This is a genomic window from Pseudomonas sp. REP124, assembly GCF_020164475.1.
GTDB lineage: Bacteria > Pseudomonadota > Gammaproteobacteria > Pseudomonadales > Pseudomonadaceae > Aquipseudomonas.
Window position 1 is genome coordinate 1 of sequence record NZ_JAIQWX010000147.1, and the last position, 14,916, is coordinate 14,916.

The window sequence follows — 14,916 nt, forward strand, 5'->3', positions numbered from 1 at the left end:
CGATCGGGTCGACTCAATCAGTCGAGGGTAGAACCGCTTACCGGAACACCACGCTCAGGGAAGAACAGACGCTGCAACTCGGTACCCGGGCTCTCGGCGCGCATGAACGCTTCACCCACCAGGAACGCATAAACGTCGCTGATTTCCATCAGCTCGACATCCGCCCGATTGAGAATGCCGCTTTCGGTGATGACCAGGCGATCACGGGGAACGCGCGGCAATAGGTCGAGCGTGGTTTCCAGGCTGACATCGAAGGTGTGCAGGTTGCGGTTGTTGATACCGACCAATGGCGTGTCGAGGGTTTTCAGGGCCCGCTCCAGCTCGTCGCCGTCGTGAACCTCCACCAGCACATCAAGACCGACATCTTTGGCCACGGATGCCAGCTCGGCCATTTTCACGTCATCCAGGGCGGACACGATCAACAGCACGCAGTCGGCGCCCAATGCACGGGCTTCGACGATCTGGTACGGATCGATCATGAAATCCTTGCGGATCACCGGCAGCTTGCACGCCGCGCGGGCCTGCTGCAGGTAGGCGTCGGCGCCCTGGAAGTAATCGATATCGGTCAGCACCGACAGGCAGGTCGCGCCGCCTTTCTCGTAGCTTTTGGCGATATCGGCAGGAACGAAGTTCTCGCGGATCACGCCTTTGCTTGGCGACGCTTTCTTGATCTCGGCAATGACTGCCGGTTGTTTCAGCTTGGCCTGATCCAGCAACGCCTTGGCAAAACCACGGGGTGCATCGGCCGCCTTGGCCAGATTCTCAAGCTCGGCGAGGCTGACGCGAGCGCTGCGCTCGGCCACTTCCTCAACCTTGCGCGCCAGAATCTTTTCCAGAACCGTCGGTACACTCATCCCTCATTCTCCACTTTGAATACCGCGGTAAATGCGCCCAGCTCCTCGAGTTTCTCCCGAGCCAGGCCTGTATGCAGCGCATCGTGCGCCAGGGCAACGCCCTCTTTGAGACTGCTGGCGTGATCGGCGGCGTACAACGCGGCGCCCGCATTGAGCATGATCATTTCGGCAGCCTTCTGACCGTTTTCAGTTTTGCGCTTGCCCAGTGCATCGCGAATCAACTCAAGGGAAGCTTCCGGGCTTTCGACAGCCAGACCATGCAGGCTCTGGCTTTTCATGCCCAGGTCTTCAGGTTCGACCCAGTATTCGGTGATCTGATCATTCTTCAATTCAGCGACGAAGGTCGGTGCAGCCAGACTGAATTCGTCCAGGCCATCCTTGGAATGCACCACCAGCACATGCTTGCTGCCCAGACGCTGCAACACTTCTGCCAGCGGCCGGCACAAGGCCTGGGTGAACACGCCCACCACCTGATGTTTCACACCGGCCGGATTCGTAAGCGGGCCGAGCATGTTGAACAGGGTACGCAGCCCCAGCTCCTTGCGCGGAGCGGCGGCGTGCTTCATGGCGCTGTGGTGGGTCTGGGCGAACATGAAACCGATACCGACGTTATCGATGCAGCGCGCCACTTGTACCGGAGTCAGGTTCAGATAGATGCCGGCCGCTTCCAGCAGGTCGGCACTGCCGCTCTTGCCGGAAACCGCACGGTTACCGTGCTTGGCCACGGTGCAACCGGCCGCCGAAACCACGAAAGCAGAGGCGGTCGACACGTTGAAGATATTGGCACCGTCACCGCCGGTGCCCACCACATCGACCACACCGTGGAGAGTCTTGAGTTCGACTTTGTCCGCCAGCTCGCGCATCACCGACACGGCGCCGACGATTTCGTCGATGCTCTCGCTCTTCATGCGCATGGCCATCATGAACGCGCCAATCTGCGCGTCCGTGCACTGCCCGGTCATGATTTCGCGCATCACGGAGCGCATTTCTTCGGTGCTGAGGTCGAGGTGATCGACGATACGGCTCAAGGCTGTCTTGATATTCATGAAAGATCCTTAGCGCGTGCCGCCGGTTTGTTTGAGGAAGTTGGCGAAGAGTTCGTGGCCCTGTTCGGTCAGGATAGACTCAGGGTGGAACTGCACACCTTCGATGTTCAATGTCTTGTGGCGCAGGCCCATGATCTCGTCGACTGAACCGTCTTCGTGCTGGGTCCAGGCGGTCAGCTCCAGGCATTCGGGCAGAGTTTCGCGCTTGACGATCAGCGAGTGGTAGCGGGTAACCGTCAGCGGATGATTCAGGCCTTCGAATACGCCCTTGTCTTCGTGGAACACCGGGCTGGTCTTGCCGTGCATCACCTGGCGAGCACGGACCACATCGCCGCCAAAGGCCTGGCCGATGGACTGATGGCCCAGGCAGACGCCCAGAATCGGCAGTTTGCCGCCGAAATGCTTGATCACATCAATCGAGACGCCCGCTTCGGTTGGCGTGCACGGACCAGGGGAAACGACGATCCGCTCGGGGTTGAGAGCTTCGATTTCGGCGATGGTGAGCTCATCGTTGCGCACGACTTTGACCTCGGCACCGAGCTCGCCCAGGTATTGCACAACGTTGTAAGTAAAAGAGTCGTAGTTATCGATCATCAGCAACATGGCGTTAAGAACCTCTTGAATTCACTGACTACTAATACGGCTTTCGGGTGAGTGGCCCGCAGCGTCCAGCGCTTGATCGCTCAAGGCGGCCTGCATGCGGGCAACGCTCATCGGTCAGCCTTGTGGAGTTTGTTCAGCCAGAGCCACCGCACGGAACATCGCGCGGCGCTTGTTCAGGGTTTCTTCCCATTCCAGCGCCGGCACCGAGTCGGCGACGATGCCGCCGCCGGCCTGCACGTGCAGTTCGCCGTTCTTGATCACCGCCGTGCGAATCGCGATGGCGGTGTCCATGTTGCCGTTCCAGGCGAAGTAGCCGACGGCGCCGCCGTAGACACCACGCTTGACCGGTTCCAGTTCATCGATGATTTCCATGGCGCGGATTTTCGGTGCGCCGGACAAGGTGCCCGCCGGCAGAATCGCCCGCAGCGCGTCCATCGCCGTCAGGCCTTCCTTCAATTGGCCGGTGACGTTGGAAACGATGTGCATCACGTTGGAATAACGCTCGATGACCATCTTCTCGGTGAGCTTCACCGAACCGATTTCCGATACACGACCGGTGTCGTTGCGACCGAGGTCGATCAGCATCAGGTGCTCGGCGATTTCCTTGGCGTCCGACAGCAGGTCTTTCTCCAGCGCCAGATCAGCCTCTTCGTTGGCGCCACGCGGGCGGGTGCCGGCAATCGGGCGTACGGTAATCAGGTTGTCTTCTACCCGTACCAGCACTTCCGGCGAACTGCCGACGACGTGGAAATCGCCGAAGTTGAAGAAGTACATATACGGCGTAGGGTTGAAGCAGCGCAGCGCGCGGTACAGATCGATGGGCGCTGCCTTGAAGTCGATCGACATGCGCTGCGACGGCACGACCTGCATGCAATCGCCAGCCAGGATGTATTCCTTGATGGTGTCGACGGCTTTTTCGTAATCACCTTGGGTGAAACTTGAGCGGAACACCGGATCAGCCGCTTGCTGCTTGCTGAAATCCAGACCACGGCGCGGGGTGATCGGCTGGCGGAGTTTCTCCAGCAGTTCTTCCAGACGGGCACGGCCTTGTTCGAATGCGTCTTCCTGCGACGGGTCGGCCAGGACGATTGCGTGCATCTTGCCGGCCAGATTGTCGAATACGACGACCGCATCGGACACCATCAGCAGAATGTCCGGCACGCCCAGCGGATCCGGGTTCGGGCACTTGCCCAGGCGCTTTTCCACATAACGCACGCAGTCATAGCCGAAATACCCCACCAGACCGCCGTTGAAGCGCGGCAGGCCGGCGATGGTCGGCACGTTGTAGCGGGCCTTGAAGGTTTCGACGAAGGCCAGCGGGTCTTCCACGTCATGGCTTTCGGTCTCGACGCCATCGACGGTCACGCTGACGTGATGATCGTGAACACGCATCACGGTGCGGCACGGCAGGCCGATGATCGAGTAACGGCCCCACTTCTCGCCGCCCTGTACCGACTCGAGCAGATAGGAATTGGGTTCGTCGGCTAGTTTCAGGTAGATCGACAGCGGTGTGTCGAAGTCAGCCAGGGTTTCGCAGGCAAGCGGGATGCGGTTATAGCCGGCAGCGGCCAAACGCAGGAATTCTTCGCGGATCATGATATGCCTCGTGGCTTGAGGGTCTAACAGTCAGGTATGCAAACGCGCCGGATGACCGGCCAGGAAAAAGTCAGGCGCGCCAACGCCAACGGGCCAGGGCCTTGATAACTTTCATCCAGAGTTTGCGAGTGACCACCACGATGGCGTTTCCAGAAGGGGGTTGAACAACGTCGGCCAACGTTATCTCAGCGGCCGGGTCCAGGCAACCGGGAATTAGCTTGCGCAGATCGTCGATGACCAGCGCCGGCGACTCTTCGGCAATCGGGCGACCGTGGTTGTACCCGTAACTCAACGCCACACACTTGACCCCAGCCGCCTTCGCCGCCTGCACATCGCTGCGCGAATCGCCGACAAACAAGGATTGCGAGGCCGGGATGTTGGTCATTTTCATCACGAAAAACAGCGCGGCCGGGTCCGGTTTTTTCTGTGGCAGGGTGTCACCGCCGATGATCAGCCGGAAATACCGACCGATTTTCATTTGATCCAGCAGCGGAGCGACGAAGCGCTCCGGCTTGTTGGTGATCAGCGCCATCTCGACGCCCTGCTTGTGCAGCCATTTCAGGGTGTCGCGCACACCGGGGTAGACCACGGTCAGCTCATGGCTTTCGCCGTAGGCCTGCATGAAGATTTCCAGCGCGCGTTCGGCCTCAGCATCGTCCACCGCCGAATGGTCCAGAGCACCGGCCAGCGCCCGACGCACCAGCACCGGGGCGCCGTTGCCAACCCACTCGCGCACCGCTTCGATGCCGGCAGGTTGGCGACCGAGCTTGAGCAGCATGTTATCCACAGCCGCCGCGAGATCCGGGACTGAATCGATCAGCGTGCCATCCAGATCGAACATCACCAGCTTTGGCAGGCTTCCCGGGAACAGCTGCTCGAAACCGCTCATGGACGAGCCAGCGCCAGTTCGGAGCGCATCTTGTCGATGACTTCCTGGTAGTTCGGCGCATTGAAAATCGCCGAACCGGCGACGAAGGTGTCGGCGCCAGCCGCGGCGATTTCACGGATGTTGTTCACATTCACGCCGCCATCGATTTCCAGGCGGATGTCGCGACCGGAAGCGTCGATCAGCGCCCGTGCTTCACGCAGCTTGTCGAGGGTGCCGGGAATGAACTTCTGCCCGCCGAAGCCCGGGTTGACACTCATCAGCAGGATCATGTCGACCTTGTCCATCACGTACTTGAGCACGTCCAGCGGGGTCGCCGGGTTGAACACCAGGCCCGACTTGCAGCCGCCTTCGCGGATCAGTTGCAGGGAACGGTCGACGTGCTGAGTGGCTTCCGGGTGGAAGGTGATGTAGGTCGCACCGGCTTCGATGAAGTCGCCGACGATGCGGTCTACCGGGCTGACCATCAGGTGCGCGTCGATCGGCGCGGTCACGCCGTACTTGCGCAGCGCCGCGCAGACCATCGGGCCGATGGTCAGATTGGGCACGTAATGGTTGTCCATGACATCGAAGTGCACGAAGTCGGCGCCGGCGGCCAGGACATTGTCCACTTCCTCACCCAGGCGGGCGAAGTCGGCGGAGAGAATCGACGGAGCAATTACGAAGGGCTGCATGACGCACCTTTTCTGAGCCAAATCACGATGGCGCGCATTGTATACCTCCTGCTTTGGCGCGCGCACCGTAACCGCGATGATCAGTAGGCCACTCGGTAATTTTTCTCGATATCGACAGGTACGTTCATTGCTCGCGATGAACGCTGGGAAACCGTGGGGTATCAGGTTTCCCGCGTTATCGTTGACGACCATCGCGAGCAAGCTCGCTCCTACAGTGGAGGGGTTGCGTCAGACTTGGGCAGTGCGCATTTTCTCGCTGCGTCCACGCAGCCATTCCAGGGTCAGCAGCAGGATCACCGAGAAGGCGATCAGCAGCGTCGCGGCGGCGGCGATGGTCGGGCTGAGGTTTTCGCGGATGCCGCTGAACATTTGCCGTGGCAGGGTCGCTTGCTCGGGGCCGGCGAGGAACAGGGTCACTACCACTTCGTCGAAAGACGTGGCGAAGGCGAACAACGCACCGGAGATCACGCCCGGAGCAATCAGCGGCAAGGTCACCCGGCGGAACGTCACCAGCGGCGAAGCGCCGAGGCTTGCAGCCGCCCGCACCAGGTTGTGGTTGAACCCCTGCAAGGTCGCCGACACGGTAATGATGACGAACGGCACACCCAATACCGCGTGCACGATAATCAGCGAGAAGAAGCTGTTGCCCAGGCCCAGGGGCGCAAAGAACAGATAGCTGGCCACGCCGATGATCACCACCGGTACCACCATCGGCGAAATCACCAGCGCCATCACCAAAGACTTGCCCGGGAAATCGCCGCGGGTCAGGCCAATCGCTGCCAACGTACCGAAGATCATCGCCAGCACTGTGGCCGCCGGAGCGACGATGATGCTGTTCTTCAGCGCCCGCATCCACTCCGCCGAGGCGAAGAAATCGTGATACCACTGCAGCGAGAAGCCCTGCAGCGGGTAGACCAGGAAGCTGCCGGAGTTGAACGACAGCGGAATGATCACCAGCACAGGCAGAATCAGGAACAACAGAATCAGGCCGCAGAGAATCCGCAAGCTGTAGAACCACACCCGCTCGATGGGCGACATATAAGGACTCAGCATTTCATTTCTCCCCTTAGCTCAAGCGCAGGCGGCTTGCGCCTACCAGCCAGCTGTAAATCAGGTAAAGCACCACGGTCGCCAGAAGCAGCAGGCCGCCGAGCGCGGTCGCCATGCCCCAGTTGATGCTGGTGTTGGTATAGAAGGCGACGAAGTAGCTGACCATCTGATCGTTCGGGCTGCCCAGCAACGCCGGGGTGATGTAGTAGCCGATGGCGAGGATGAACACCAACAGGCAACCGGCGCCGACACCGGCATAGGTCTGCGGGAAGTACACCCGCCAGAAGCTGGCGAACGGGTGGCAGCCCAGGGAAATCGCCGCACGCATGTAGGTCGGTGAGATGCCCTTCATCACGCTGTAGATCGGCAGGATCATGAACGGCAGCAGGATGTGCACCATGGAGATGTAAACGCCGATGCGGTTGAACACCAGTTCCACCGGTTTATCGATGATGCCCAGGGCCATCAGGCCGCTGTTGATCAGGCCACCGGATTGCAGCAGGACGATCCACGCCGCGACCCGCACCAGGATCGAGGTCCAGAACGGCAACAGCACCAGAATCATCAGCAGGTTGCTTTGCCGCGACGGCAGGTTCGCCAGCAGGTAAGCCAATGGGTAGGCCAGCACCAGGCAGATCACGGTAATGACCAGGCCCATCCAGAAGGTCCGGGCGAAAATGTCCAGGTAGATCGCCTGATCCGGGGTGGCTGGGGCCAGTTCGCCCAGGTCATCGATACGATGATCGACCGCCGCCAGCAGGTAGTAAGGGGTGATGCTGCTGGTGTTGCGGCGTACCGCTTGCCAGTAGGCCGGATCGCCCCAGCGCTCATCGAGACCTTCCAGTGCTTCCTTATAGGAGGTCGGTTCCGTGGCCAGCGGCAAGGCGCGGGCGGTTTTAGTCAGCAGGCTGCGGTAGCCGGCCAGTTCCATGTTCAGGCGTTTGGATAAATCGCCCAGGGTCTGATTCTTGCGGGCTTCGGCGAGGTCTTCGGCGGCCGCCTTGTAAACCGGTTCCGCGGGCAGGCCACGGCCGTCCCAACTGGCGATGGCCGACACGGTGCGCGGCATGCCGCCGACCACTTCCGGGTTGCCAACACTTTTGTAGAGCAGCGCCACGATCGGCACCAGAAACACCAGCAGCAGAAACAGCACCAGCGGCGCGATCAACGCCTGGGCCTTCCAGCGGTTGACCCGCTCGGCGTGCTTGAGCCGCTGTTTCAAGGTGGGGTCAGTGCCCGCGTTCACGGGAACGGCGATAGCCATGGCGTACTCCGGAAATCTTTGATCAATCGAAAAGGTGGGAGCGGACCTGTGGCGAGGGGGCTTGCCCCCGTTCGGCTGCGAAGCAGTCGTAAAACCAGTGCACTCGGTGTATCTGATACATCGCGATTGCAGGTTTTGGGGCCGCTACGCGACCCAACGGGGGCAAGCCCCCTCGCCACATGGTCAGCCCCACAAGAGGGCTTAGCCTCTGTTTACTTCGCAGCCCAGGCGTTGAAGCGCTGTTCCAGTTGCTCGCCGTTATCAGCCCAGAAGCTGACGTCGATCTGCACCTGGTTGGCGATGTTTTCCGGGGTGGTCGGCATGTCTTTCAGGACATCCTTGGCCAGCAGCGGCACAGCCTGGGTGTTGGCCGGACCGTAGGCGATGTTTTCCGAGTAGGTCTTCTGCTGCTGTGGCTGCACCGAGAAGGCGATGAATTTCTTCGCAGCCTCGGCACGCGCCTTGTCCAGGCCCTTCGGAATGGCCCATGCGTCGAAGTCGTAGATGCCGCCGTTCCACACCACTTTCAGGTTGCTTTCTTTCTGCACGGCAGCGATACGACCGTTGTAGGCCGAACTCATGACCACGTCACCGGAGGCCAGGTATTGCGGCGGCTGTGCGCCGGCTTCCCACCACTGGATGCTTGGTTTGAGTTCATCGAGCTTCTTGAACGCGCGGTCCTGACCATCCTTGCTGGCCAGCACTTTGTAGACGTCTTTCGGCGCAACGCCGTCGGCCATCAGCGCGAATTCCATGGTGTACTTGGCGCCTTTACGCAGGCCACGCTTGCCCGGGAATTGCTTGGTGTCCCAGAAATCCGCCCAGCTGGTCGGTGCGGTTTTCAGCTTGTCGGCGTTGTAGGCCAGCACGGTCGACCACACGAAGAAGCCCACGCCGCATGGCTGGATGGCGCCTTTGACGTAATCTTCGGTTTTGCCGAACAGCGCAGGATCCAGTTGCTCGAACATGTCTTCGTCGCAACCACGGGACAGTTCTGGCGATTCAACTTCCACCAGGTCCCAGGACACGCTCTTGGTATCGACCATGGCTTTGACCTTGGCCATTTCGCCGTTGTATTCGCCCGCGACGATCTTGCCGTTGCCAGCCGCTTCCCACGGTGCGTAGAAGGCCTTGACCTGTGCGGCCTTGTTCGCCCCGCCAAAGGACACCACGGTCAGGTCCGGGCCTGCGGCCATTGCGCTCGCAGCCCCCATCATGCCCAGTGCCAAAGCGGTGAATTTCAGGGATCTCAACATTTATTGTTCTCTCCACGTGCAGGGTTGGTGTTGTTGCAGCGGGGCGATCAGTTCGCCTCTAGAATCGGGTCGAGCGCACGAACGTGTTCGACCTGCCAGCCAAGCGGAACCACGTCGCCGACCGCAAGCGCAGGATCGAGCTCGGCAATCGGTTGTTTCACGAAGAAGTCGGTCTTGCCACAGACTTCCAGGCGAACCCGGACGTGGTCGCCCAGATAGATGAATTCCGCCACCCGTCCCGAGAAGCGGTTGATGCACGACTCGCTCGAGCCATTGAGGCTCACGCGCTCCGGGCGAATGGATAAAGTCACCGGCTCGCCGGTCTTGCCGACGTTCACCGCCAGGGCTTCAACTTTTTCACCACGCCCCAGCTCCACGACGCAGCGGTCGCCGGTCTGGCTGTGCAGACGGCCGTTAAGACGGTTGTTTTCGCCAATGAAGTTGGCGACGAAGGTGTTTTTCGGCTCTTCATACAGCGTGCGTGGAGGCGCGATCTGCTGAATCTCGCCCTGATGGAACACCGCCACCCGGTCGGACATGGTCAGGGCTTCGCCCTGGTCGTGGGTCACGTAGACCACGGTCACGCCCAGGCGCTGGTGCAGGTGTTTGATTTCCATCTGCATGTGTTCACGCAGTTGCTTGTCGAGAGCGCCGAGAGGTTCGTCCATCAGCACCAGCTGCGGCTCGAACACCAGCGCGCGGGCCAGTGCCACACGCTGTTGCTGGCCGCCGGACAGTTGCCCCGGATAGCGCTGGGCGAAGCTGTTGAGCTGCACCATGTTCAACACGTGCTTGACCTTGTCCCCGACCTCGCTCTTGCTCAGGCCGCGTACGGTCAGGGGAAATGCCAGGTTCTCGGCGACGGTCATGTGCGGGAACAGCGCGTAGTTCTGGAACACCATGCCGATGTCACGCTTGTGCGGCGGCACGTTGTTGATCGAACGTCCGCCCAGCAGGATTTCACCCGCGGTCGGTGTTTCGAAACCGGCGAGCATCATAAGGCTGGTGGTCTTGCCCGAGCCGGACGGCCCGAGCAGGGTGAGGAATTCGCCTTTGCGAATGTCCAGGTTGAGGTCTTTGACGATAAGGTTCTCGCCGTCGTAGCTCTTCTGCACTCCACGAAAGCTGACCAGAACATCATTGGCCCCTGCACTTGAATCGACCTGGCTCATACCCACACCTTTGTTGTGATGACTGCTGTGGACTAAGCCTAGTGGACGCTGCAGACCACGCAAATCGGGCCGCAGGAGAGAATCGCCTCAGCACGATGGAAGGTTGGGGGTAGGGATTGCCCTACAAGGATGGCGCGTTTGGATAAAAGCAGTGGGCAACTACGAGCTGCAAGCGGCAAGTAAAGGCAAAAGCAGCATTGAGGCGTGTCGTAAATGGATAAGCCACTGTGATGATCGTCAGAGGAGTTTGTGTTCCATGGCGTATTTGACCAGCTCGGCCAGGGAGCTGATGTTGAGCTTCTGCATCAGTCGCGCCTTGTGGGTGCTGATGGTCTTGCTGCTCAACGCCAGTTGCTGGGCGATGTCGTTGACGTTGGCGCCCTGGGCCAGGCGCTCGAACACGGAAAATTCGCGCTCGGAGAGCAATGAATGCAACGGTCGCGAATCGGTCAGCCCCACTTCGAAAACCATCCGATCGGCCAGGTCAGGATCGATATAACGACCACCCGCCGCGACCCGGCGGATGGCCGTCAGCAGCAGGGACGGATCGCTGTCCTTGGTCGCGTAGCCGGCGGCGCCGACCTTCAACGCCCGAGCCGCCATCTGCGCTTCGTCGTGCATCGACAACACCAGGATCACCGGTGGATTGTTCAGCGCACGAATCCGCGGGATCGCCTCCAGGCCATTCACTCCCGGCATCGAGATATCGAGCAACACCACCTCGCAAGGCACATGCCGCAGGGTCTCCAGCAGCTGCTCGCCATTGCTCGCCTCCCCCACCACCAGCAAGTCCTTGGCCAGGCCGATCAGTTGCTTGATGCCTTCGCGGACGATGGTGTGGTCTTCGGCTACCAGTACACGGATCACGTTCTTCTCCAGATTCAGGATCTATCGCGAGCAGACTCGCTCTCCCAGATGTTTCGGAAACTTACTCACCCCTGTGGGAGCGGGCTTGCCCGCGAAGGCGTCGGAACAGTCGACATCAATTATTCAGGCCACATCCAACGGCACCCGCACAATCAGGGTCGTCCCCTCCCCCGGCTCACTCTCCAGCAACAACTGCCCACCCAGGATCAGCACCCGCTCGCGCATCCCCACCAGCCCAAAGGAGGTCGGCCGCTCAGCCTCTGCGACAAATCCTACGCCATCATCGCTGACGGCCAGACACAGTTCGTCGCCCTCAATGGACAGTGTCAGTTCGACAGTATGCGCCTGAGCGTGACGCATGACATTGGTCAGCGCCTCCTGAAGGATGCGAAACAGGCCGACGGCTTTGGCATCACTGAGCAGCGGCAAACTCTCTGGCACCTGCACCAGACACGGAATCTGCGTACGCGCCTCGAAGCGCCGGGCCTGCCACTCGATGGCCGAAGCGATGCCCGCATCGAGAATCGGCGGACGCAACGCCGTCGCCACATCGCGCACCAGCTGGAACAACTGGGCAATCAGGCGCTTCATGCTGTTCAAGCGCTCGTTGAGACCAGGATCGAGCTGCGCGTAGGCCAGTTCGCACATGGAGGTTTCCAGCTTCAACACGGTCAACATCTGCCCCAGTTCGTCGTGAACCTCTCGGGCAATGCGCGCCTTTTCCTCCTCGCGCACGCTCTCCAGATGCGCGGAGAGTTCCCGCAATTGTTCCCGGGAGCTGGCCAGCTCCAGCTCGATGCGCTTGCTTTCGCTGATGTCCCAGACGATGCCGTCCCAGACGTAGGCACCGTCCTCCAGCTGTCGGGTAATCGCCTTGATTTCCGCCCAGCGCTGCTCGCCCTGACGCGTAAGAATCCGACCTTGCCACGACCAGTCGCTATCGGTGTCCAGCGCATGGTCCTGGGTCTGGTGATAGCTGGCCTTGTCGTCCGGGTGCACGAGACTGCGCAGACCTTTGTCGCGATGAGCCAGGGTGGCCGGCGAGTAACCCACCAGGGTTTCGCTGCCTTCGCTGATATAGGCAAAGTCGATCTGCCCTGACACCGGCGCCCGTTCCAGGCGAAAAACCAGCCCTGGCACGTTGGCCGCGATCCCTTGCAGCCGCGCTTCACTTTCCCGCAGCGCAGCCAGGGCGCGGCGGCGTTCGGTGACGTCGGTGAGGTAGACCACCAGGTACTCGCCATCGCGAAAACGCAGGAAACTCAGTGACACATCCGCCGGCAAAATGCTGCCATCGGCGCGCAGGCAGTTGGTTTCGAAGCTTTGCGGCGACTCGTCACTGGCCCGGGCACGCTTCCACAGGTTCAGCCAGCGGTCCATGTGCAGGCCGGGCTCGAAGTCGATCAGTGGCCGGTCGATGGTTCCGCCCGGCGAATAACCCAGCATGGTTTCGGCGGCACGGTTGGCGTAGCGCACGTGGCTGTCCCAGTTGACCCAGAGGATGCCGACGGTGCTCTGGTCGATGGAAAACTGGGTGAGTCGCAGCGCCTCCTCGCTGGCGGCGCGCAGGGCAATGTCTTCCTGCGCCGCAGCCAGTCGATGCTCCAGGCTGCGTTGCTGACGGCGCTGCCAATACACGATGGCCATGCTGCTCAGTGCCAGCACGAGGAACAGAAGGCTGAGGTTTTGCCAGAAGCCCGGCGACTCGGTCAGCCGTGGATACTTGGGTTGCAGCCATTGATCGTGGAGCTTTTCCAGATCCTTTGCCGGGATGGCCCGCAGCGCGGTTTCGACGATCCCCGCCAGCTCCGGCTCATCGCGCCGGGTGGCCACCCGCAGCAGTTGCGGCAGGCCGATATCTCCCACAACCACTAAACCTGCGAACTCCGGCTCGCTGGAAAGACGGCCCATTTGCGCCTCATCCACCACGGCATAACCGGCTTGCTGGCTCAACAACAATTGCAGCGCCTGACGCTCGATCGGAACGCCTTGCAGGTTCAGGTGTGGATAGTTGCTGCGCAGGTAGTCGGCGGTGGCGCTGGGCATGCGCACGGCGACGCGGGTCTGGCTGTCGAGTTTTTCCAACTCGACCGCGCCGGTGCTTTTTTGGTCGCTGACCACCAGTTGCGGCACACGCATGTACGGATCGGAGAACTGCCACAGCCGCAGGCCTCCGGGAGTCTGGGTCAAGCCTGGAGCGATATCGATTTCACCGGCGCGCGCTGCGGCTTCCAGCTGTTCGAGGTCAGGAAAATTGCGCCAGCTCAACTCGACCTTGAGCGACCGGGCCAGCCATTTCATCAGCTCGACGTTGACCCCGGACAGGCGCTGCAAGCGGCGATCGTATTGCGCATAAGGCGCCTGCAGCACCAGCCCGACGCGCAGCTCGCTCTGCTGCGCCAGCCATTGCTGTTGTTTGGGCGACAGCGCCGCGACGTGCACCGGGGGCACCGTCGTTGCCCAGCCCATCAAGGGAAACCACAACCAGCCGATAACCCACAGGCAGCGAAAACGCATCATCGAACTCTCACACCCTGACAAATACTGACCAACCCATTAGGCTGCCGGAATCACTTCTGGCCTGGAATATCCGATGCCCCCTGTCTACCGCCTGGCACTGCCAGCATTGTGCCTGTCGCTGATCCTGCCATGGGCTTTTTCCGTCGAGGCTGCCGATCCGGCACCCGCTACCAAGCCTGACGCTACCGCGGAAAAACCCGCCGAAGAAAAACCGGTAGAGCGTCAGCCTCTGCCCGAGCGCAGTCAGGAAGAAGCCGCGGCGCTGGAGCGAAAAATCCCTGCACAGGAACAGCAACAACTGCAAGCGGGCAGCGACACCTTCCTGGCTCTGTGGAAACCGGCCAACACGCCAGAACCCAAGGGCGCGGTGATTATCATCCCGGGCGCCGGCGAAACCGCTGACTGGCCTCAGGCAATCGGTCCGTTACGGCGCAATTTACCGAACGCACAATGGAGCAGCCTGAGTATCACCTTGCCGGACCTGCAAAGCGATGCCATTGCGCCACGAGTTGCCGAAGCGCCGCCAGCGCCCAAGGTTCCAGACACCGCCAGCAAGGACTCCACGACCGCCGCGCCCATCGAGCAGGCAGCGGGTGGTGAAGCCGGGGAAGCCGAGGTCGCTGACAAGCCGGTTGCCGAAACCAGCGAAGAACAATCCAATGCGGATGCCGAACGGATCTTCACCCGTATCGACGCGGCCATCGCCTATGCCGAACAGCAAAGCGCTCGCAGCATCGTCGTGCTGGGGCATGGCACTGGCGCCTACTGGGCCGCGCGCTATCTGAGCGAGAAGCAGCCTTCGCAAATCGAGCGGTTCGTCATGATCGCCGCGCAGACGCCTGTCCAGGCCAAGCCGGAACTGGACGAGCTTGCGCCAAACCTGAAGCTGCCCACCGCAGACATTTTCTATATGGATAAACCGCTGGACCGCAATGCGGCGCTGGCCCGCCTGCAGGCAAGCAAACGCTTGAAGGACTCGACCTTCAGCCAGGTGTCGCTCAAGGCTTTGCCGGGGGATAGCAAGGCGCAGCAGGAGCAACTGGTGCGCCGGGTGCGGGGTTGGTTGAATCCGCAAAATGCGGCGGATTGATAGATCGGGTTGAACCCATCGCGAGCAGGCTCGCTCCC

13 protein-coding genes are annotated in these 14,916 nt (G+C 61.0%); 1 reads left to right on the top strand and 12 read right to left on the bottom strand.

What is annotated here, in order from left to right:
• Window positions 1–17: 17 nt before the first annotated feature.
• The 12 genes from trpC to K9857_RS25235 all read right to left on the bottom strand — a co-directional run bounded on the left by trpC (window position 18) and on the right by K9857_RS25235 (window position 13,788).
• Window positions 18–854: an indole-3-glycerol phosphate synthase TrpC gene (gene trpC / locus K9857_RS25180; protein WP_224540432.1), complete on the bottom strand. Its 837-nt coding sequence runs from the start codon at window positions 852–854 to the stop codon at window positions 18–20.
• The gene (trpD, locus tag K9857_RS25185) at window positions 851–1,900 is read right to left on the bottom strand and encodes an anthranilate phosphoribosyltransferase (protein WP_224540434.1); all 1,050 of its coding nucleotides are present in this window, start codon (window positions 1,898–1,900) and stop codon (window positions 851–853) included. Before trpD ends, trpC begins: the two co-directional genes overlap by 4 nt.
• 9 nt (window positions 1,901–1,909) lie before the next feature.
• Window positions 1,910–2,503 carry an aminodeoxychorismate/anthranilate synthase component II gene (locus tag K9857_RS25190; RefSeq protein ID WP_224540435.1) on the bottom strand — a complete coding sequence of 198 codons (594 nt, stop codon included), beginning with the start codon at window positions 2,501–2,503 and terminating at the stop codon, window positions 1,910–1,912.
• A 114-nt stretch (window positions 2,504–2,617) separates the two neighbouring features.
• Window positions 2,618–4,099: an anthranilate synthase component I gene (gene trpE, locus K9857_RS25195; RefSeq protein WP_224540437.1), complete on the bottom strand. Its 1,482-nt coding sequence runs from the start codon at window positions 4,097–4,099 to the stop codon at window positions 2,618–2,620.
• Window positions 4,100–4,169: 70 nt separating this feature from the next.
• A complete protein-coding gene (locus tag K9857_RS25200) occupies window positions 4,170–4,988 on the bottom strand; it encodes a phosphoglycolate phosphatase (RefSeq protein WP_224540439.1) in 819 nt (272 codons plus the stop codon).
• A complete protein-coding gene (rpe, locus tag K9857_RS25205; protein WP_053162900.1) occupies window positions 4,985–5,659 on the bottom strand; it encodes a ribulose-phosphate 3-epimerase in 675 nt (224 codons plus the stop codon). Before rpe ends, K9857_RS25200 begins: the two co-directional genes overlap by 4 nt.
• Before the next feature lie 228 nt (window positions 5,660–5,887).
• Window positions 5,888–6,712 carry an ABC transporter permease gene (locus K9857_RS25210; RefSeq protein WP_224540441.1) on the bottom strand — a complete coding sequence of 275 codons (825 nt, stop codon included), beginning with the start codon at window positions 6,710–6,712 and terminating at the stop codon, window positions 5,888–5,890.
• A gap of 13 nt (window positions 6,713–6,725) precedes the next feature.
• Window positions 6,726–7,973 (bottom strand): ABC transporter permease, encoded by a 1,248-nt coding sequence (locus tag K9857_RS25215; RefSeq protein ID WP_224540443.1) that lies wholly within the window; start codon window positions 7,971–7,973, stop codon window positions 6,726–6,728.
• A 212-nt stretch (window positions 7,974–8,185) separates the two neighbouring features.
• Window positions 8,186–9,229, bottom strand: coding sequence for an ABC transporter substrate-binding protein (locus K9857_RS25220; RefSeq protein ID WP_224540446.1), 1,044 nt, complete (start codon window positions 9,227–9,229; stop codon window positions 8,186–8,188).
• Window positions 9,230–9,276: 47 nt separating this feature from the next.
• The gene (locus K9857_RS25225; RefSeq protein WP_224540448.1) at window positions 9,277–10,401 is read right to left on the bottom strand and encodes an ABC transporter ATP-binding protein; all 1,125 of its coding nucleotides are present in this window, start codon (window positions 10,399–10,401) and stop codon (window positions 9,277–9,279) included.
• Between the two features lie 237 nt (window positions 10,402–10,638).
• Window positions 10,639–11,268, bottom strand: coding sequence for a response regulator (locus K9857_RS25230; protein WP_224540450.1), 630 nt, complete (start codon window positions 11,266–11,268; stop codon window positions 10,639–10,641).
• A gap of 123 nt (window positions 11,269–11,391) precedes the next feature.
• Window positions 11,392–13,788: a PAS domain S-box protein gene (locus K9857_RS25235; RefSeq protein ID WP_224540452.1), complete on the bottom strand. Its 2,397-nt coding sequence runs from the start codon at window positions 13,786–13,788 to the stop codon at window positions 11,392–11,394.
• A gap of 73 nt (window positions 13,789–13,861) precedes the next feature.
• Here K9857_RS25235 and K9857_RS25240 point away from each other — a divergent pair, with 73 nt between their 5' ends.
• Complete coding sequence (locus K9857_RS25240; RefSeq protein ID WP_224540454.1) at window positions 13,862–14,878, top strand: alpha/beta hydrolase family protein; 1,017 nt, start codon at window positions 13,862–13,864, stop codon at window positions 14,876–14,878.
• Window positions 14,879–14,916 lie beyond the last annotated feature (38 nt).